The following is a 19,319-nucleotide window of genomic DNA, read 5'->3' on the forward strand; positions in this document are numbered from 1 at the left end:
GGCATGGCACAACATCATCCAAAAGATCGATCGGAACCCGGAGGCGGTACCTTGTTAAAAAGTTTTGGCGCCGAGTTCCAACGCATTCTAATTATCACTCTAATCGTCTTTTTTGTCGGCTTAGCCACCGACAACATCACCTTAGCATTACTGCTGGGGAGCTTGGTGTATATAGCGGTTATCTATCACAACATTTATAAGCTCAAAGTATGGCTTATGCATGAGGATACAGAACCGCCAGAGGCCAAAGGCTTGTGGGGTGAAATCTTTGACAGCTTGTATCATACCCAGCGGCGTCAACGCAGCCAAAATCAGCAACTGCAGGCGGTAGTTAATCGGATACAAAAGCTCACTTCAACACTGCGTGAAGGGGTAATTATTCTCGACTCGCGCGGTCATCTCGATTTCTGGAATCCGGCCGCTCATCGCATGCTGGCCTTTAACAGTAAAGATCGCGGGCAATCGGTCATTAACTTTATCCGTCACCCGCAGTTTGTCAGCTACCTAGAAGAGCAACAATACGATCAACATATAGAGTTGCCCTCTCCACGTTTTGCAGCCAAACGGTTACAATTTCAGGTGACACCTTTTGGCAATAATGAGCGCCTAATCATTGTGCGCGATACGACCCAACTGCATAACTTAGAAAAAATGCGACAAGAGTTTGTCGCCAACGCATCCCATGAGATGCGCACCCCACTTACGGTTATCAACGGTTATATAGAAACCTTAGCCGACAGCAATGTCATGCCTAAGTGGAACAAACCATTAAACCAAATGTTGCAACAATCCAATCGGTTATCGGTGCTAATTAATGACTTGCTGGTGCTATCCAAACTTGAGACCACCGCCTCCGACCTGAACCAAACCGATATTGATATCAACAAGCTACTGCTTATTATAAAAGACGAAGCCACCATCCTGGCTCAAGACAAGCAGCAAACGCTTAAACTAGAGTGCCATGAAAACAGCCAAGGCATACATATTCTAGGAGACGAGAAAGAACTCCATAGCGCACTGTCTAACTTGGTGACTAACGCTATAAAATACACTCAAGACGGTGGCGAAATTACCATTCGTTTATGGCTAGATAAAAACAACTTTTATATCTCGGTGGGCGATAATGGCCCGGGCATTGGCAGCCGACACTTGCCGCACCTTACCGAGCGATTCTACCGAGTTGATGACAGCCGCAATAGCAGCACAGGTGGAACAGGTCTCGGGCTCGCGATTGTTAAGCACGTTCTTATGCGGCATTACGCCGAGTTAAAAATCACCAGTGAAGTAGGCAAAGGAAGCCTTTTTACCTGTATATTCCAGCTGCCTTATCGAGACTAAAATCCAGTTTCGCATTAATCGTGCTGTAGTGCGGTAATCGGATCGAGCCGCGAAGCTTTGATTGCGGGATAAATACCAAAAATCAAACCCGTCGCAGTACAAAAGAGTACCGCTACAATCACCGCATTGAACGACCAAGCCACCGGCCAACCGGCAAAAGTCGAGATCACCGCTGCCAAACTAAAACCCAGTACGATACCCAGCAAACCACCCAGGCCGGCAATGGTGACACTCTCGATAATAAACTGATCGCGGACGTTTTTTTCTGTTGCCCCTATGGCACGCAACAGGCCGATCTCATTCGTGCGCTCAAGCACAGTGGCCAGCATAATATTCATAATACCTATACCGCCCACCAACAGTGATATGCCGGCCACACAAGACATAATAATGTTAAAAATACGCTGGGTTTGTTCGTGCTGATTAAGTAACTCAGCGGGCACCACTATATTGTAATCTTGCTCTTGGCCGTGCCGCCTATCCAGTAGGTGGGCAAGGTTTTTAGCCGCCGCCTGAGGATCGACACCAGGGCTTAGCTCGACCCTAAAGGCGTCTATCTCCGAGGCCATATCCCTAAAATCAAAACGCTTTAGAGCCGTTTCTAACGGCATATAAATTCGGTTATTCTCACCCGATAACTGGACCCCCTGAAAGTTATCCTTAGTTAGATTTTTACTTTCCAGCACTCCTATCACTTCAAGCCATAGATGATTTACTTTTAAGGTTTGACCCACTGCATCGCCGCGCGGAAACAACTGATTAGCCACCGCCGTACCAATCACCACCACCTGACGATAATAGCGATTATCATCTTCGGTTAACCATCGGCCCTGCCCCACTTGCAAGCTCCCCAGCTCACTTAAACTTGGGGTTACGCCTAACACTTGGCTGTCGCTATTGGCGTTGCGGCTAAACAAGGCATAGACTTCTATTTTTTTCTCGGCGCTGTAATTAAGCGCAAATGGCAAAGTCTCCATACTGGCGCGCACATCTTGCAGCGACAAACCCACCGAGTGCTTTCGCACATCACGCAAGCGCTCACCGTAAATTGATTTTTCCTCGACCAACACATTGCGCAAACCCATCGACTCGATCAGCTGTAGAGCTTCTTTTTCAGCACCCTCACCAACACTCACCATCGCGATTACCGCACCGACACCAAAGATCATTCCAAGTAGGGTTAAAAAAGTACGTAAGCGGTGAAACCACAGCTGCTCTAACGCCTCAAGAAAACTCTGCTTTAATTTTTTCACAGGATTTCTCCCGCAGGTTTAAGAAGTGCCACTTGATCGCCCGGCTCAAGCCCTACCACAACCTCGGTTTGAGTTAAGCTGCGCAATCCGGTTTGAATAATTTTTCGACTAAAACCGCTGCGATTTTTTAGATACACCCACGATTCTTGCTCATTCTTAAACACAGCTTGATTAGGAATACTTAAAGCACTCTCTTTATATGCGACCTTAACGGTACCTTGCAGCTTTTGTCCCGGCCGCATAAAACTGGAATCCGATTGATCTAACGCGACCGTCACCTCAAAGTATTTAGTAGGGCTGCGGGTATCCTGTGGCGCGGCAATATTAGCCAGAGCCACCACTTTGCCACTAAGTGGTCTATCGGTGTACGCATCCAGCACAACATCCGCCTGCTGACCTATTTCGATACCGGCGGCTTCAGTCTCTAGCACATACAAACGTGCCTGTAATTTTTCTAAACTGGGAATCGAGCTAAGCTTAGAGCCAGGCCACAGTGTTTGACCGGCACGAACTTTTTCACCGCGCCAGTTTTTAGCGTGAATTAAGATGCCATCGGCTGGCGCCAACACTTCCAGATGCTCTAATGCGCTCTGGCGAAGTTTTATTTTATCTTGATAGTTTTTTCCCTCAAGGCTCAGCAGTTGGAGTTGAGCTTCGCCTTGATTTTTTTGCGAGCCTTGACGCCAATCAAGGTAGAGCTGTTGCGCAGCCAAGTAATCTTTACTGAGCAGCTGATCAATAATTTCATTTTTCGAATAAACCGTTAAATCATCAACACTAAAACGTTCAACCATAGCTTTCTCTTGCGCGACTTCGCCGGCCTGCTGAACAATGGCAAACTGGCCTTGATCCAAACCTCGAGCCGTAATATTTCGCGACAGAGAATTTTTTTCAAGTTCAAGCTCAGCTCGTTGCTTTTCTAGCTCGTGCTCTGTTCCATCAAAACGTGCGACGACATCACCGGCAGTGACGCGGCTATTTTCTTCTTTCATCCACGCCAAGGTTAAACGCCCCCGATTCCCCGAAGGGGCATTAATAGTCACCTCCTCTGCTGATACTAGCTCGCCTTTGGCTGGCACCGAAAAATCAAACGGCTTAGCCGCCACGGTCATAGTTAAAGTGGTCGACACCTCCTTTGAGGTACAGGCGGCTAGCGCTATCAGCCCCACGACTAACATCCCTCGCAAAAAACTAACCGCTCTCACAATATCACCTCATCGCCATCGTCTAGCCCTTGGGTAATAATTGCCTCACCCGCTTGACGCGCGCCAATGGTAACTTCTTGTTGCTGTTCACCGGTTAAACTTTTAAGCCGCACAAAAGCTTTATTGTCACGATACAGTAACGCATGCTGAGGCACAGCCACCGCATCAGGTTCGATTCGCTGGACAATAGAAAGTCGCGCTGCCATTCCCGGTCGCATAGCATTGGTATCTGGGTTATCGATACGCACCACCGCGTCGAATACTTTACTGGGCTCGCGCCGCGATTTTAAACGCACGATACTGCCCAGTGACTCTATCTGACCGGTAAAGGTTCGCTCGGGAACCGCATCGAGTTTTATCTCGACTTTGTCGCCTGCTTTTACTTTATGAGCCACTTGCTCATCAACGGTGGTTTCAATTACTAGACTGTTTAAATCAGGGAGCTCAATAACTTTTTGAATGACCGAGAACTGATCGCCCTCGGCGGGCTTGTCGCCATCATTGTTGGGTTTGTAAACCACAATACCTGGCCGCGGCGCCTTGATTTGCATTTCCGCGATAGATTTTTTTTGCTCATTAACCTCGGAGGTTAAGCGCGACACTTCGGTCTCGGTAATTTCTCGGTCGACCACCATCTGACTAATTCGGTTAGCGCGTCTAAAATCCACCATGGCGTAGTTAAGCTCGGCAATTTTGCGATCGATACGCAGCTGTTCAACTTCTAGTCGAGCCATTAAATCATCCACATTACTTGACTTAAGTGTGGCTTTCTCTAGCTCCATCTTTGCCTCAGCCAAATCTAGCTCTAACTGCTCGCGCTCTTGTTTACTGTCTAGCGCCTGGCTTGCCAAACGCTGCTGCTCTGTAGCCAAAGAGTTTTCTAAATCGCGCAAACGCGAGTGTTGCTGTTGCGCATCAAAAGCCATAATGGGATCACCTTCTTTTACCCAGGTGCCCTCTGGAATCAAATACGACAACTTGTATTGCCAAGTGTATTTTACTTTAGGTGGCCCCATTTCGATGGTGCGTGCCGCCGCCAGTTCACCGGTGGTTTGAATCGCCAAAGGGATGTCTGCTTTTTTTACCGTTAGGGTTGGCACATCACTGGCACCACAGGCACTAAGCCATAGCGCCATTGCCCCAAGGCCGAATACTCGCCAACGACTCATTGCCAAGCCTCCGCTTTTATTTCCACCAGCACACTCATGCCCGGCAACAAACCGGCTGCCATCACATCATCGACAAAACGAATATCAACATCAATATAACCGGAGTCGCCCCAGTGATTTTTAGGCTCCGCTTGTTTGCCAATTCTTTCAATCACACCGTCTATTTTTAGCTCGGGACGCGCATCAAAACCGATACTGACTTGTTGCTCTTCACTTACCCTTGCAATATCCACCTCATTAAGCCAGGCGCGCACGTGTAAATCATCGGTTGAGGGAATGGCGAGCACACTAAAGCCGCGCTCAACGGAATCACCTTGGCGAATTTTTTCGCGCGTCCAAGGGTGATCGACATACATGGCGGTGCCGCTGCGAGTACTGTTTTGCGTCATTCCATCAAGCATTAACTGCACTCGACGCAATTCATTTTGCGCACCGGCAATGGCAACTTGACTGCGTTTTTTTTCGGCCAACACATCGTCTTTTTTTACCTCGAGTGCTTTACGCGTTTCAACCTCAGCGTTGATCGCCTTAACCAAGGCCAGTTGATATTGCTCATATTGCAACTGACTTAATAACTCGCTTGGAATACCAGCATTAAGCTTAGCTTTTTGTAACGATAAAAATGCAACATCGTATTGATGCTGTGCCTCTCGCAGCTGTAAATCTTGTACCAGACCATTGCGCCGACTCTCGGCTTTTACTTTGCGCAAGCCCGCCTCTAGCTGCTCTAGATTAGCCGCGACACTGGCGCTATCGTATTGCACTACGGCATCGCCCGGCTCAACCCGAGTGCCCTCCTCCACCATCCAAGCGATTTGCACAATCCATTCATCGGTTTCTGGCGCGACAAACATTTGCGAGTTGCGCGCTGCAACCTCACCGGTCAACAATAATGGCTCGGCCGCCGCCGGCAGCCACAGCAAAAATAACAAGCTACATAGGGCGAGACGCATTAACTTCTACCTTTTCTATTTTGCCATCGCGCATATGAATAACCTTTTGCGCATACTCGGCGATCTCGGGCTCGTGAGTTACCAAAATAATGGTTTGTCCGGCGCGATGCAGCTCGCTAAAAAGCTCCATAATCTCTACCGAGGTTTTACTGTCGAGATTCCCAGTAGGTTCATCGGCAAAAATGATTTTGGGCCGGTTAACCAAAGCTCGCGCAATGGCCACCCGCTGTCGCTGACCACCGGATAACTCGTTAGGAACGTGATCTAGCCGATTTTCCAAATTAACTCGCGCCAGCATATCGCAAGCACGCTTACGCGCCTCCACGAGGTCAATATCAGAATACTTTAACGGCAGCATGACATTGCGCACGATATTCAATCGCGGCAGTAGGTGGAACGACTGAAATACAAAGCCGATATCTCGATTGCGTACGGCCGCTAAATCGTCATCGCTCATGGTGCTCACCTCACGCCCCCCCAAGCGATAACAGCCGGAAGTGGGCTGATCAAGACAGCCAAGAATATTCATTAAGGTGGATTTGCCTGAGCCCGACGGGCCCATAATGGCTATAAATTCATTTTCGGCGATGGTTAGGCTCACCCCCTGCAAGGCGGCGACAGAGATCTCGCCGCTGCGATACTCTTTGCGCAGAGTTTCAAGCTCGATAATAGTTTGATTCAAAACAGTCATCCTGTAAGCAAGCTGGGCGTAAGCGTCTGAGTTTTAGGGTTAGCGACTCTCTTGTACAATGTCATATTATTCATCGCAAGCAAGGAAGTGCAAAGAATGTAAACGCCGGTCGGCGCCTCGCGTGCAGTATAATTGTTCCCACTCAAGCCGGCGGTTATACTAGCGGCTTTATTCGCCTACAAACTGTGACCCGTTTATGACCTATCTACGGCTTTTATGTGCCACAGCCCTTATCTGCCTCAGCACCGGCTGTGGCCAACAGGGTCCGCTGTACTTACCTGCTGACGATTCCGCCCCTTCGGAGCCAGCACCGGCCGATTAGTCCAAGAGAGAATGTTATGTCTTTTTTTACCGAACGCAGCAATGAGTTGTACGCCGAGGATGTGCGCTTGCGCGAGATTGCCGAGCAATATGGCACCCCCGCTTATGTATACAGCCGCGCCGCGTTTACCCAGCATTATTTAGCCTACGCCCAAGCGTTGGGGCAGCATCCAGGCATGATCTGCTATGCCGTAAAAGCCAACTCTAACATCGCCCTACTAAATTTACTGGCCCGCTTAGGTGCCGGTTTTGATATCGTCTCGGGCGGTGAGCTAGAGCGGGTATTAACCGCTGGCGGTGACCCCAAGCGCATTGTGTTCTCTGGGGTAGGCAAAACAGCGGCCGAAATGGCCAAAGCACTGGCCGTGGGCATTTATTGCTTTAACGTCGAGTCAGAGGCTGAGCTTGAGCTATTAAGCCAAGTGGCGAGCGAGAAAAACCTTACCGCACGGGTGTCACTGCGAGTTAACCCCGATGTCGACGCTAAAACACACCCGTATATCTCCACCGGCCTTAAAGAAAACAAGTTTGGCATTGATATTAACCGTGCGCCGATGGTGTATCGCCGCGCAGCTGAGCTACCCAATATCGATATTCAGGGCATCGACTGCCATATTGGCTCACAGCTTACCGAGCTCGCCCCCTTCTTGGACGCGCTCGACCGGCTACTGGTGCTGGTCGATAACCTCAGTGCCGACGGTATAAATATTAGCCACCTAGATTTGGGTGGCGGTTTAGGCGTGACTTACCGCGACGAACAGCCTCCTGAGGTCGCAACCTATATGGCCGCCATCAAAGCCAAAATCGGCGAGCGCGAGCTGGCCTTAATGTTCGAGCCGGGCCGTTCGATCGCCGCCAATGCCGGCGTACTGCTGACCAAGGTGCTGTATTTAAAGCCTACCGAAGCACATAACTTTGCCATTATCGATGCCGCCATGAACGATAATATCCGTCCAGCGCTGTATCAGGCGTGGCAAGATATTCGACCGCTGGCCAGCTCTAAAGCGGCCACCAAACGCTGGGACTTAGTGGGCCCAGTGTGCGAAACCGGCGACTTTTTAGGCAAAGATCGCGATTTAGCGCTGGCCTCCGGCGACTACCTCGCGGTAATGTCGGCAGGCGCCTACGGTTTTACCATGAGCTCCAACTACAACACCCGTGCTCGCGCGGCAGAGATCTTGGTAGACGGCGATCAGATTCATGTAATTCGCGAGCGCGAAAGCTTTGTGGATATGATTCGCGGCGAGCACATCGTCGAGCAGTAATCGGCCGCAACAGCTTGCGAGCAAAGACGAGCCAAGTAAGATAAAATGGTTCGTCTTTTCATTTAAGAAGTAAGCATCAGGGACCTCTATGCGATTGCGGTTTACTAAAATGCACGGCCTTGGTAACGACTTTGTTGTCATTGACGGCATCAGCCAAAAAGTACGCCTAAGCACCGACAAGGTGCGAGCACTGGCCGACCGCAACTTTGGCATCGGCTGCGATCAACTGCTGCTGGTCGAGGTGCCCAGCTCTCCCGATGTGGATTTTTGCTACCGTATCTTTAACGCCGATGGCACCGAGGTCGAGAACTGCGGCAACGGCGCACGCTGTTTTGCCCGTTTTGTGCGCGATCGCCACCTCACCGGCAAAAACGTTATTCGAGTCCAAACCGCATCGGGGATTATGGTTCTCAGCGTCGATGGCGATGATAACGTCAGTGTCGATATGGGCGTACCGGTGCTTGAACCCGCCGACATACCGTTTGTCGCCGACAACCGCGCCGTGGTTTACCCGCTCACAGTGGGCGATCACGAAATCAGTGTTTCGGCAGTCTCGATGGGCAACCCTCATGCGGTGTATGTCGTCGATGATGTTGACACCGCTCCGGTCGCAAGCTTCGGCCCCCTGATAGAATCACACCCGCGCTTTCCGCGTCGGGTTAATGCCGGTTTTATGCAAATCTTAAATTCAAACGCCATCAAACTACGCGTATACGAGCGCGGCGCTGGCGAAACTCTCGCCTGCGGCACCGGCGCTTGTGCCGCAGTAGTCGCCGGCCAATTGCGCGGTATTTTAGATGAACAAGTCGATGTCGAACTGCCCGGTGGGCACTTAACCATCCAATGGGCCGGAGAAGGTCAGCCGGTGCTGATGACTGGGCCCGCGACCAATGTATTTCACGGACAGGTCAAAATTTAATATGACGGACAACAGCAACAACATGCCCCCTATGCCGAGTGCCTCCGATGTAGTTCGCTACTTAATGGCTCACCCGACATTTTTCGCAGATTACCCTGCTCTACTGGCCGATATCGAACTGCCCCACGATAGCGGCAGCGCCATTTCGTTGGTAGAGCGCCAAGTGGCGGTACTGCGTGAGCGCAACATGGACATGCGGCATCGTCTAAGCCATCTATTAGATAACGCCCGCGACAACGACCGCCTGTTTGATAAAACCAAGCGTTTGATTTTAGAGCTGCTCGAAGGTCGTGACCTAGGCGACATTATCGACGCACTGCACTACAGCTTTGACAAAGAATTTAATATTCACTTTACCCGCACGCTATTATTTGGCGATGCCAACGCTATCGGCGGCTCGGCCGCACGGGTAGTAAGCCTAAAAGAAGCGAACGATAATATTGGTGTACTGCTAAAAAGTAACCGTTCGTTTTGCGGTAAGTTGGGCGATAAAGAAAAAGCTTACCTGTTTGGCGATGTCGCACTGCAAGTTGGCTCGGCCGCCACCGTGCCGCTTAACAACGGGCAGACTTTTGGTCTGTTAGTGATTGGTAATCGCGACCCTAAATATTATAGCTCGAGCATGGGCACGCTATTTTTAGCCTATATTGCCGAGGTGCTTAACCGCCGCTTGCCACCCCATTTACCGCCTATTGCGTAATCACGACGGGCGAAACGTTAATGCTATAAAGAGGCGGCTATGCCCATAAACGCGCTACCATTGGCCGCCGAAGTTGACGCCTTCACCCAGTATCTACGCATCGAAAGACAACTCTCAGAGCGCACTTTAGACGCCTATCGCCGCGATTTACTCAAGCTCCAGCAGTACGCCGATAGCCGCAACCTCAACAACCTAAATGCTATTAATCACCAAGAACTTCGGCTTCTGCTTGCGCAGCAACATCGTGCCGGCAATGGTGGTAAAACTTTGGCACGCGGGCTATCGGCACTGCGCAGTTTTTTTCGATTTGCCATTAAACGTGGCTGGCTTAACACCAATCCGGCCGAAGGCTTACAGGCGCCTAAGGCACCTAAAAAATTGCCCAAAACATTAGATGCCGACCAAGCCGGTCAGTTTGTGCAATTAGCCGGCGATGATTTTATTAGCCTGCGCGATGGCGCCATGGTCGAGCTCATGTATTCCTCGGGTTTGCGTTTAGCAGAACTGGTAGGCACTAACATAAAAGATATCGATTTGGCGGGCGCCAGTATTCGAGTAACCGGTAAAGGTAATAAACAGCGCGAGCTGCCGGTAGGCCGTTTTGCCATCAACGCCGTTAAACGTTATTTAACCGTACGGGATTTACACGCTAACAGTGACGAGCTGGCATTATTTGTCAGTAAAAGAGGCAACCGTATTAGTCACCGCAGTGTGCAAGCACGGCTGGAGCAAGTGAGCCTGCGTCAAGGTATGGAGCAACCCGTACACCCACACATGTTGCGTCATTCGTTTGCCAGCCATATGCTCGAATCCAGCTCGGATTTACGCTTGGTGCAAGAGCTACTCGGACACGCCAATATCTCTACCACCCAAGTGTATACCCATCTAGACTTTCAACATTTAGCCAAAGTCTATGACAGCGCCCACCCTCGCGCGCAACGCCGCCGAGACAACAGTGAGGATAAACAAGATTAATAGCAGGCAAAAAAAAGCGCAGCCAAAGCCGCGCTAACACAATATAAAGAAGAGCCCATATATAACTACATATCCAGAGAAGTGAATGTAGAGTTTTAGAATAGCCACCTTAAGCGCACGATACAACGCACTGCATACGTATACAGCCACCCACTTGCGGTGAATACGTATGCAACTGCGACTACACCACGCCGCCGGTCCAATAAGGTTCGGGCAAAGAATTAACCCCCATTAAGCGCGCCACATCGCCAAACAATTGGTGAGTGCCCCAAATCCGCTGCTGGCTTTCATTGCTACCATTGCCGCAGTGAATAATTCGCCCGCTACTCAGCGCACCGCCGGCACCACCCGCAAGAGTTACCGCCCCCGCCGCGCCGCCGTGTTGCGAGCCATCCCCCACTTCCGAGAACATCACCACTAGCGTGTCGTCCAGCAGCCCTTTGTTGTTTAACTGCTCTAACGTGTAAGCCAGCAGCGAATGATACCAACGCACCTGCGCCGTATGTGGTACATCGCCCGGTCTGTGCGATGCACTGTGGCTGGCAAACTCGTTGTACCAACGAGTCATCGAACTGACTGGATCACCACCCTGACTGGATTGAATACCCTGAGCAATCGCTTGCTGCGCCATTTGCCAACACTCATCAAACGAGTAGTTTACCAAGTTACCGTTTTCATCACCCTTGGATAGTTGCAGTGTAGCCACACGATGCAAACCACAAGAAAAGGCGCCCACAATGTTATCAATTTGAGCGCGACACAAATGCGGAAACATTTGCCACTCGGTTTGATTTAATTCTTGGCTGGAGTTGGCGTAAGGGTCGGCCAGCACATTGGTATTAAATACACACTCGCCCACTTGCACACTCGACTGATCTTTTAATCGCTTTAGCGCGTTCTCGTGCATATCTAGCTTAGCTCGTCGCACACTGTCGAGCGTGGCATTTGCCAATGAGTCAAAGTCGGCCAAAATAGCCTCATAGGTTCGGCGCATTTCATCCGATTGTGGGCTATCTACATTGCCAATACCCAATGCCAGTTTAGTCGCCACATCACGTGGATCGTTATTAGGAATCGGCCGCTGAGTGGTTGTAACATTACGCGGTTTAGAAATCATAATGTCGGATTTAGGACCTGTGCGTACCCCAAGACTCAGCACTCCTTCACTCCCCAGCTGCTCGGCAATTAAATGATCGATGCTGGCGCTACCGGTACTGATATCTTTATTGCCCGTTAAAATACCGCGCATGTCGTTGTAATGAGCGCCAGCACCCGAACCAATATCTAGGGTTAAATTTTTTAAAATAATTAACCGATCATGCCAATTAGCCAACGGCCCCAAACCGAAGCTTAATTCTTGCGAGCCACCAATGCTGCCATCAAACTGGCTCGGCTGCCAATTATAGGGAACCACACCATTGGGGTAATATAAAAACAATACCCGCTGCGCCATTCCTGTTTGGGCATACACATTTTGCCCCAGCATCTGACCGACAAATGGCAGCAGCGCACCACTGCGAGCCATATTAATTAACAACTTACGCCGTGACTGATTTGTTATTTTTGTCATTGTCATTCTCCTATCGCTTAACGGCGTTGAGTAAAACTTTCGGATAACACCAAGTCTTTCAGCATGTCACGCATACCACCACCGTTACGCAGATCTTGGCTAAAAGTTCGAATGATAATTTCATCGCTTAGCTCGTTTTCTTCACGACCCACCAAATAGCGATAAAACTGGCGCGCAAAACACGCCTCTCCTTGACCACTGCCGGCAATCAATTCGGCCAATTCAGCGATCGAATGATACGGCACCGCCTCACTGTCTGGGTCCATAACAGTCTCGGGCGAGTACAAACTTTTAATTGATCCGCTGGCGTCAATTGTTTGAGTTTCGCCATTACCCAGCGTTTCAATCACCCGATACAACCCTTGGCTGTCGTAACGTTCAAATCCAAACCCAATACCGTCGATAAACTGGTGACAAGCACGGCAAGCCGGTTCGCTGGTGTGGCGCGATGTAGCGTCGCGGTTGCTGTCATCCGCTTCAAACGTTATATCAAAGTTAGCGGCCGCCGGTGGCGGAAACTCTTGGCACATCAGCATCTCGCGCACAAATACACCGCGCTTAATAGGCGACGGATTAATCGTGTTAGTGCGCGAGGCTAAAAAGCTCGCGTGTCCCAACAAGCCTGCGCCAGAGCGTGGGTCGTCGGCCGCATAACTGCGCTGCCCCCAACCGCCGGCTGCAGAGCCGGCAAGATCATAATGATCCGCCACCAGATCATTCGCCTGGGTGTATTCGGCCAAAAGTAATTCCGAGAACGGCATATTTGATTCAATATTTTCTAAAACAAAACGCACAGTCTCCTCTTTTAACGCTACGACTAAGTCTGTGTCAGAAATCGCCGGGAACGGGTACTGGTTGTTGATCAGCCAGCCGTTAATAAAGCGCCGTAAACCTTGTTCGGCACGAGCATCATTAAGCACATAGGTGAATAGACTATTAATATCTATGTCGCCTTCAGTGGCCGCCGCCAACAGTGTTGCATCTGGCGTAGTACCCCAAAAGGTATAGGCCAAAGAAGTCACGATTTCATAAGGCGACAGTTGATACAAACCCGACTCTGCATTCAACTGGCCGAGCTCTGAGCGGTACATAAAGTGCGGCGACATTAGCATCGCTTGCAACGCACTGCGGCCAGCATCATCGGCACTGTACAAAGCAACATAGGCATCCGCCTCGGTGCTCGACAGCGGGCGACGGAATAAACGTTTACCCAAACCATTAATGGCGCAACGAGCATCTTGGCAGCCAACCTCTAAACCGTTAAAGGTATAACGAGTTATAGCTTGCTCTGTAAGTTCTTTGGCCACCATTTGATAACCTAACGTGCGGTCGTAATCCGAGGTTAGATAAGAAGCCGTGGTAAAATTTCGGTAGCGGCCATCGGTTGGAACGGTATTCATTATTTCTGTTGCGAAATTAATATTAAAGATGTCTCTGACGCTATTGAGATATTCCTCTTTTGTCAGTAAGCGCAAGTTCCGTGCATCAATGGCATTGCCCTCGCACTCGGCTCCCGTGCACACCTTCTGCTCCCAAGCATCATTGATCATCATGCTAGAGATTTCAAAGGCACACTCACCTTCACTATTACCACTACAGCTAGCGGTATTATCCATAGGCATAAAGTTGGCAATATAACTGCTCAGTAAACTTTGATTCCACGTGTTATCTAAGTTGTTAACCGCCTTCGCAACACCGCCACTACCATCACTGCCATGACAGCTTGCGCATTGCGCAGCATAAAGATCACGGCCAGCTTGATACTCGTCGACGCTACCGGTAAATAACGCTTGCAACGATACGTTATGCTCGGGGATCAACACCTGGGCTACTGGAGTGCTGAGCGCACCGACAATAAACGCCGCACCATCGCCTTGCCAGCCACTAAATTCGGTCCCCAAGGGGGGCGTATCAGCCGTTACCGTCACCACGCTACCCTGCGGAAAATCGCGCTCGTTATTAGCGGTACTGCCACCAATAACGGCCAAACGATAAATATCAGCGCCATTAGCATCACCGCCATCCCATCGTTGTAACTCGCCATTTTGATAACTAGACGACTCTGAGACATCGATTATATTTTCTGACTGCTCGCCATTATCATTGTTATTAAACACGACGTTGACGCTACCATTAGGCAGCAAATCAGGCTCGATATAATAGCTCCACCAATTACCGTCATTATCGGCCGTCATTGCTACTCCCGGCCAAGGCGCAAGAGGTTGATCAACCCCGTTAACGGTTACCCATAAATGGGCGTAAACATTTTCCCAGTTATTGCTATTGTCGTAACGCAATGCCAAGCCCTGCACAGGTGCAATAATCTCGGCACTGGCAACCAACTCACCTACTTGCGCGGTAACAGTCCCAGGGCCATCGCCTATCCGGCGCAATATTCCTTGATCATCTACCGTTATCGCATTAGCGCCTGCGGTTACTTGCCAGCTTGCCAAACCAAACAAATTAACCTTGCTGCCATCGGCTCTTAAGCCGTAAGCCACTAGCTGTTGTTGCGTAGCAACCGTTACTTGAGCGGGTGAAATAGCGATCGCGGTAACCGCAGTATCAGCCCCGACAACCGTTACATCCGCCGTACTGACATAACCTTCCGCTTGTACCGTTACACTCGCCGACCCCACTGCCAAGGCGCGCAACACAACGGTATTACCGGTAATAGATTCCACCTCAAGAATTTCCGGATGACTGGTCGTGGCCGCCGTAATGGTATCGACCGCGGCGTTAAAGCCATTGTCGTACACCGCTTCTATTTGCGCGCTAATAGCGTCACCGGGGTTGGTCGTATCATCCATCACAATGCGAAGTGCAATTTGTTGAGCACCTGCTGCGGTTATCCAATCATTAAAGAATGTGTCGGCTTCAGGATTGGTATAAAGCGTTCCTTTGGGCATACGGTTGCCATCGGTAACTTGATAAATATGCAATAAGCTATCGGTGGGGCTAAAAGGTTTTAAACGATACTTGCCACCGGTAGTTTGCACGTTAAGCAGTTTCATATCGGCCAGCGGTGTATCGTAGCGCAAGTCCATAAAACTGCTGGAGTGACAGTGGGCACAGTTCGTCGCCAGATACGCTTTAGCTCGTTGAGTCTCACTCGCAGTGGTATCCTCTAAGGCGCTAAACGCTTGGTAATGATCGGCGCTATCGATACCGCTGGTAAACATTGCAACATAATTAAGTGCATCGATTTGATTATCGATCACGCCGGCGTAATTAAAATCTCGATTAAGTTGGCGAGTATGCATAGCCAGCGGATCGCGACTACCGTTGCCAGTATGGCACGAACCACAATCGGCGGCCGACTGCACGGCGCGCTCGCGCCCCTCGGCATCGGTATTGCTAACCGTGGTGGTCTCGGCAACCAAAGTGGCGTCGCTGTGATCGCTATTCCATAAATAATTGGCCGCTTGCCATTTTCCGTCTTGCTGACGAAACAGCACCGAGGTGGTAAAGGGCACCGAGCTGCCATCGGTCGCGCTCACGGTTTTATGTTTAATCAACACCGAACCTATCGGTAAACTCCAATCATCGGTTGCCGAAAAGCTTATGGCCTTATCTTTAGGAATTACCATAAAGTGACGCAGCTCGGCGCCATCAAACCAACCGGGTGAATTAACCTGATACTCGATGACTCCGGTAAGCGGAACCAACGGTTGTAAACTTGCAAACAAACCGGTAGCCGAAAGCTGTGCAGGAATAATGGCCCGCTCCGCATCATCATCCAGTACACGATAAATCGTCGAATTGCCGCCGTACTCTACACCGTACGTTGATACCAGTAGCGACTCGCCATCAATACCGGTGCCAAATGAGGCGATGTTTTCAGGAAAGGCATCACTGACTAAAGTTTTAGCCTCTCCATCGGCAATAGCCCATATTTTTTTAGTAACATAATCACCAAAAACAAAGCGTCCGCTCAGCCCCGGCAAAGCATTACCACGATAAACAACACCGCCAATAATAGAGCGGCCTACTGGGTGGTTATAGCCTTCCCTTGGTGGCTCAAAATCGGTGCTGCAATCTTTACTGCTGTCGCCACCTAAATCACCGCGATTATTACTACCTTCGCAGATCGGCCAGCCGTAATTTTTACCTTTTTCAATCAGATTAACTTCTTCAAAACCAGCTTGTCCGACTTCGGTTTCCCACAGGGTATAAGGTGCCTCGCTATCAAACGCCCAACGCCAAGGGTTGCGATGCCCATACGACCAGATTTCTGGGCGAAACCCCGGCACACCGACAAACGGGTTGTCGCTGGGCACTTCATAATATTTACCGTTCAACGCCTGCTCGATTGGGTTAATACGAATTATCGTGCCCAATAAATTACTGGTGACTTGGGCGTTGTTATTAGTACGTGGATCTTCTGGGTAAGCGGTGATGGCACTGTGACCGTAAGCGCCATCGCCAACACTTAAATAAAGATAGTTGTCCTCGGGACTAAATTGCAGCATGCCGCCTTTATGATCTGGGCCTGGCTGCGCGATACGCAACAGCTCGGTCGCCGAGCCGGCATTAATGCTGGTGGGGTTATAAGGATCATTAATGCTCCAGCGCTGCAGCACCCCATCTCCAAACTGGCCGTTGGCTTCACGCTCATTATCATCGCTACCGTTAATATAATAACCATAAATAAAACCATTGCTGGCGTAATTAGGGTCAAAGGCAATACTTAGCAAACCTTGTTCGTGATAATTTTTAACCTGAGCCGAAATATCGAGCAGTGTAAGCACATCGGCGGGTGTTACTGTTGCTGTATCGGGAAACGCGTAAATAACCCCAGGCTTATCTACCACAAACATTAAACCGCTGATGGGCTCGGGGATAATCATCACCGGCGACATAAACTGATTGGTCAAATTAGGGTAGGCAACTTCAAAGCGATAGTTACCCTGAGAGACGCTACCTTCAATAGGCAAATTATGTGGCTGTGCCAACAGCAGCCGCTCGCTCATCCCCGGCGCACTGCCGTCTGCAATAACTGTCACCTGCAAAACGTCGCTATCCGTGACGCCATTGGCCGCCATTAACGTTAAGGTCACGGTATACTCACCTGCGCGGGTAAAAACTGGGCTCGTCACCTGCTCGCCAATTAACGTATCAGGCCACTCATCACTACTCCAGCGAGCCTCTTGATAAACACCACTGGAGCCCAGAGCCGACAAATTAACGCTCGAACCAATCGATATCACCCGATCTTCACCGGCATTAGCCAATGGCTTTTGATCGCCCAACGACACGCCGCATTCAGCCAACGCGCGCCAACCCTGCGCGGTGTAACACGCGTTAGTTGTAAACGTTAAATCTGGTGTTTGCTGCGCATCGGCATTATTAAAAATAACATTCACCGACTCCGGCATCACACCGAGTAAATAAGGGGTTAAATCAAAACAATAAACCTCACCCACCTGTGTCATTGCATCGCCAGGCCAACCCGAAGTTGCGGTTAATGATCCGGCTGGAGCCGCATCCCACAGGTAAATATGAGGAGCCTGATAATGATCAGGGTTGCTAAAACACACACTGTTGGCATTAACCTGATCCGCCACCGGAGCAGGATCAACCGTTAGCAAGAAGCTATCACTGGCCAGCGCATCGGCGCTTGAAATCGCCGTGGCGGTGACGGTATAACTACCCGCCACAGTTAGTGCTGGCGAGTTAATCAAGTTACCTGACAAGACCCCGTCCCAAGCATCACTGGACCATTCAAGAGTGCTGATAGCGCCATTGCTGGGGTTTGCACTTAAAGTAACAATGCCTCCCGCCTCAACGTTAAGGTCAGCCCCAACATCCAGAGTAAACTCTGGCTCCTCTGGGTTAAAACCACACGATGTTAAGCTTTGCCATTGATTATCATTAAAACAAGCCGCCTCATTAAATAATAAATCGTCGGTTTGTTGCCCGGCATTATTATGAAATATCACATTTATACTGTTAGGTTTAATATCGCCCTGCAGTAAAGGCATCAAATCAAAACACAGATAGTTATCAATTTTTGTCAACGGGTAACCGGGCCACTGATCCAAGTTAGTGACAGACTGAACCGGATTGGCATTCCATAGGTAAACGTAACCTTGGGCAAAGTTATCGGGATTGTCATAGCATATAGCGTGCTCTGCTATCGGGGTTGCAGGAGCAGTCGCGAGCTTCGTTAAAGTGATGGCGTGATTGTTATCATTAAAACTAATCTGGTAACGACCTTCTCCCTGCGTCACTAAATAATCATTCGCAGGGTAAGCTTCACTCCAGTTATCAAACCGCGTTATTTTAAATCGTGGATTGTCGGTGGAAAAAGTTTGGGTTGTCTGCCACGTTTGGGTTGTAGCGTTATAATCTAGCGCCGCAACCTCCCAGTTATTAGCGGTCCCTCTAAAGTAGGCGTTATCCCACAACTGAGCTTTTGCTGGCATGGCCAGAAAAAAAGTAAACAGCAGTGCCAACAAAGCCAAATGCGGGCGCAAGGTGGGCGTAATCATGCGATTGTCGTCAATCATAGCAATCTATCCAGTTTTATTATGAGCACTCAACGAGCACCATTATTGGAATAACGCGCCAAACTTTAAGCGCATAAAATTACTTATGCTCGCGAAAATCAACAGCTAATAATTTTTAGGCGCGAGCTTACCTACACTAAATTCTTGTATACAGAATTCAGTCTTTCGAGCGTTTTATCAGTTATGCTTCTATTACTATTCTATAGAAACGCAACAGATATAAATTTATTGCAAAAAAGTCGTCAGCAAGAAAGGGGCAGACAAGTGCTCTGGGGGGAAATAAAGATTTTTGATATATTCATGTTAGCCCTCATTATTATTAGTGGCTTCGTTTAATATCTCGGCGCTATTTAGCCTATGGAACTAGATTATTGATAGAACAGTTTTTGTTCAATATGAATACGTATGCAGAAAATTTAAACAAGGTTATTGTCGGGTAGACCTTAAG

13 protein-coding genes are annotated in these 19,319 nt (G+C 49.5%); 6 read left to right on the top strand and 7 right to left on the bottom strand.

What is annotated here, in order from left to right; genetic code table 11:
• Nucleotides 1–51: 51 nt before the first annotated feature.
• Nucleotides 52–1,338, top strand: a complete 1,287-nt coding sequence (gene phoR, locus GILYN3_RS10005) for a phosphate regulon sensor histidine kinase PhoR (RefSeq protein WP_049722847.1) — start codon at nucleotides 52–54, stop codon at nucleotides 1,336–1,338.
• Between the two features lie 14 nt (nucleotides 1,339–1,352).
• Here phoR and GILYN3_RS10010 read toward each other — a convergent pair whose 3' ends face one another.
• The 5 genes from GILYN3_RS10010 to GILYN3_RS10030 are packed head-to-tail and all read right to left on the bottom strand — an operon-like array spanning nucleotide 1,353 to nucleotide 6,600.
• Complete coding sequence (locus GILYN3_RS10010) at nucleotides 1,353–2,591, bottom strand: ABC transporter permease (protein ID WP_049722848.1); 1,239 nt, start codon at nucleotides 2,589–2,591, stop codon at nucleotides 1,353–1,355.
• Nucleotides 2,588–3,796: an efflux RND transporter periplasmic adaptor subunit gene (locus GILYN3_RS10015; RefSeq protein ID WP_157484916.1), complete on the bottom strand. Its 1,209-nt coding sequence runs from the start codon at nucleotides 3,794–3,796 to the stop codon at nucleotides 2,588–2,590. The genes GILYN3_RS10010 and GILYN3_RS10015 overlap by 4 nt, the downstream gene beginning before the upstream one ends.
• Nucleotides 3,793–4,965, bottom strand: a complete 1,173-nt coding sequence (locus tag GILYN3_RS10020) for an efflux RND transporter periplasmic adaptor subunit (protein ID WP_049722850.1) — start codon at nucleotides 4,963–4,965, stop codon at nucleotides 3,793–3,795. The genes GILYN3_RS10015 and GILYN3_RS10020 overlap by 4 nt, the downstream gene beginning before the upstream one ends.
• Nucleotides 4,962–5,918, bottom strand: a complete 957-nt coding sequence (locus GILYN3_RS10025) for an HlyD family secretion protein (RefSeq protein ID WP_049722851.1) — start codon at nucleotides 5,916–5,918, stop codon at nucleotides 4,962–4,964. Before GILYN3_RS10025 ends, GILYN3_RS10020 begins: the two co-directional genes overlap by 4 nt.
• The gene (locus GILYN3_RS10030) at nucleotides 5,899–6,600 is read right to left on the bottom strand and encodes an ABC transporter ATP-binding protein (protein WP_408606311.1); all 702 of its coding nucleotides are present in this window, start codon (nucleotides 6,598–6,600) and stop codon (nucleotides 5,899–5,901) included. The genes GILYN3_RS10025 and GILYN3_RS10030 overlap by 20 nt, the downstream gene beginning before the upstream one ends.
• A 205-nt stretch (nucleotides 6,601–6,805) precedes the next feature.
• Between GILYN3_RS10030 and lptM the strand changes: the two genes are divergently transcribed.
• The 5 genes from lptM to xerC all read left to right on the top strand — a co-directional run bounded on the left by lptM (nucleotide 6,806) and on the right by xerC (nucleotide 10,789).
• The gene (lptM, locus tag GILYN3_RS17070; protein ID WP_408606312.1) at nucleotides 6,806–6,931 is read left to right on the top strand and encodes an LPS translocon maturation chaperone LptM; all 126 of its coding nucleotides are present in this window, start codon (nucleotides 6,806–6,808) and stop codon (nucleotides 6,929–6,931) included.
• A 16-nt stretch (nucleotides 6,932–6,947) separates the two neighbouring features.
• Nucleotides 6,948–8,195, top strand: a complete 1,248-nt coding sequence (gene lysA / locus GILYN3_RS10035; protein ID WP_049722852.1) for a diaminopimelate decarboxylase — start codon at nucleotides 6,948–6,950, stop codon at nucleotides 8,193–8,195.
• Nucleotides 8,196–8,283: 88 nt separating this feature from the next.
• Nucleotides 8,284–9,114 carry a diaminopimelate epimerase gene (gene dapF / locus GILYN3_RS10040; protein ID WP_049722853.1) on the top strand — a complete coding sequence of 277 codons (831 nt, stop codon included), beginning with the start codon at nucleotides 8,284–8,286 and terminating at the stop codon, nucleotides 9,112–9,114.
• Nucleotide 9,115: 1 nt separating this feature from the next.
• Nucleotides 9,116–9,814, top strand: coding sequence for a DUF484 family protein (locus GILYN3_RS10045; protein WP_049722854.1), 699 nt, complete (start codon nucleotides 9,116–9,118; stop codon nucleotides 9,812–9,814).
• Between the two features lie 39 nt (nucleotides 9,815–9,853).
• A complete protein-coding gene (xerC, locus tag GILYN3_RS10050; RefSeq protein WP_049722855.1) occupies nucleotides 9,854–10,789 on the top strand; it encodes a tyrosine recombinase XerC in 936 nt (311 codons plus the stop codon).
• A 181-nt stretch (nucleotides 10,790–10,970) separates the two neighbouring features.
• On the opposite strand, the gene GILYN3_RS10055 is transcribed toward xerC, so the two are convergent.
• Both GILYN3_RS10055 and GILYN3_RS10060 read right to left on the bottom strand, forming a co-directional pair.
• The gene (locus GILYN3_RS10055; protein WP_049722856.1) at nucleotides 10,971–12,359 is read right to left on the bottom strand and encodes a DUF1552 domain-containing protein; all 1,389 of its coding nucleotides are present in this window, start codon (nucleotides 12,357–12,359) and stop codon (nucleotides 10,971–10,973) included.
• 17 nt (nucleotides 12,360–12,376) lie between these two features.
• Nucleotides 12,377–18,871 (bottom strand): starch-binding protein, encoded by a 6,495-nt coding sequence (locus tag GILYN3_RS10060; RefSeq protein ID WP_049722857.1) that lies wholly within the window; start codon nucleotides 18,869–18,871, stop codon nucleotides 12,377–12,379.
• Nucleotides 18,872–19,319: the final 448 nt, after the last annotated feature.

This window comes from Gilvimarinus polysaccharolyticus (assembly GCF_001187555.1).
In the GTDB taxonomy this organism is placed as follows: domain Bacteria; phylum Pseudomonadota; class Gammaproteobacteria; order Pseudomonadales; family Cellvibrionaceae; genus Gilvimarinus; species Gilvimarinus polysaccharolyticus.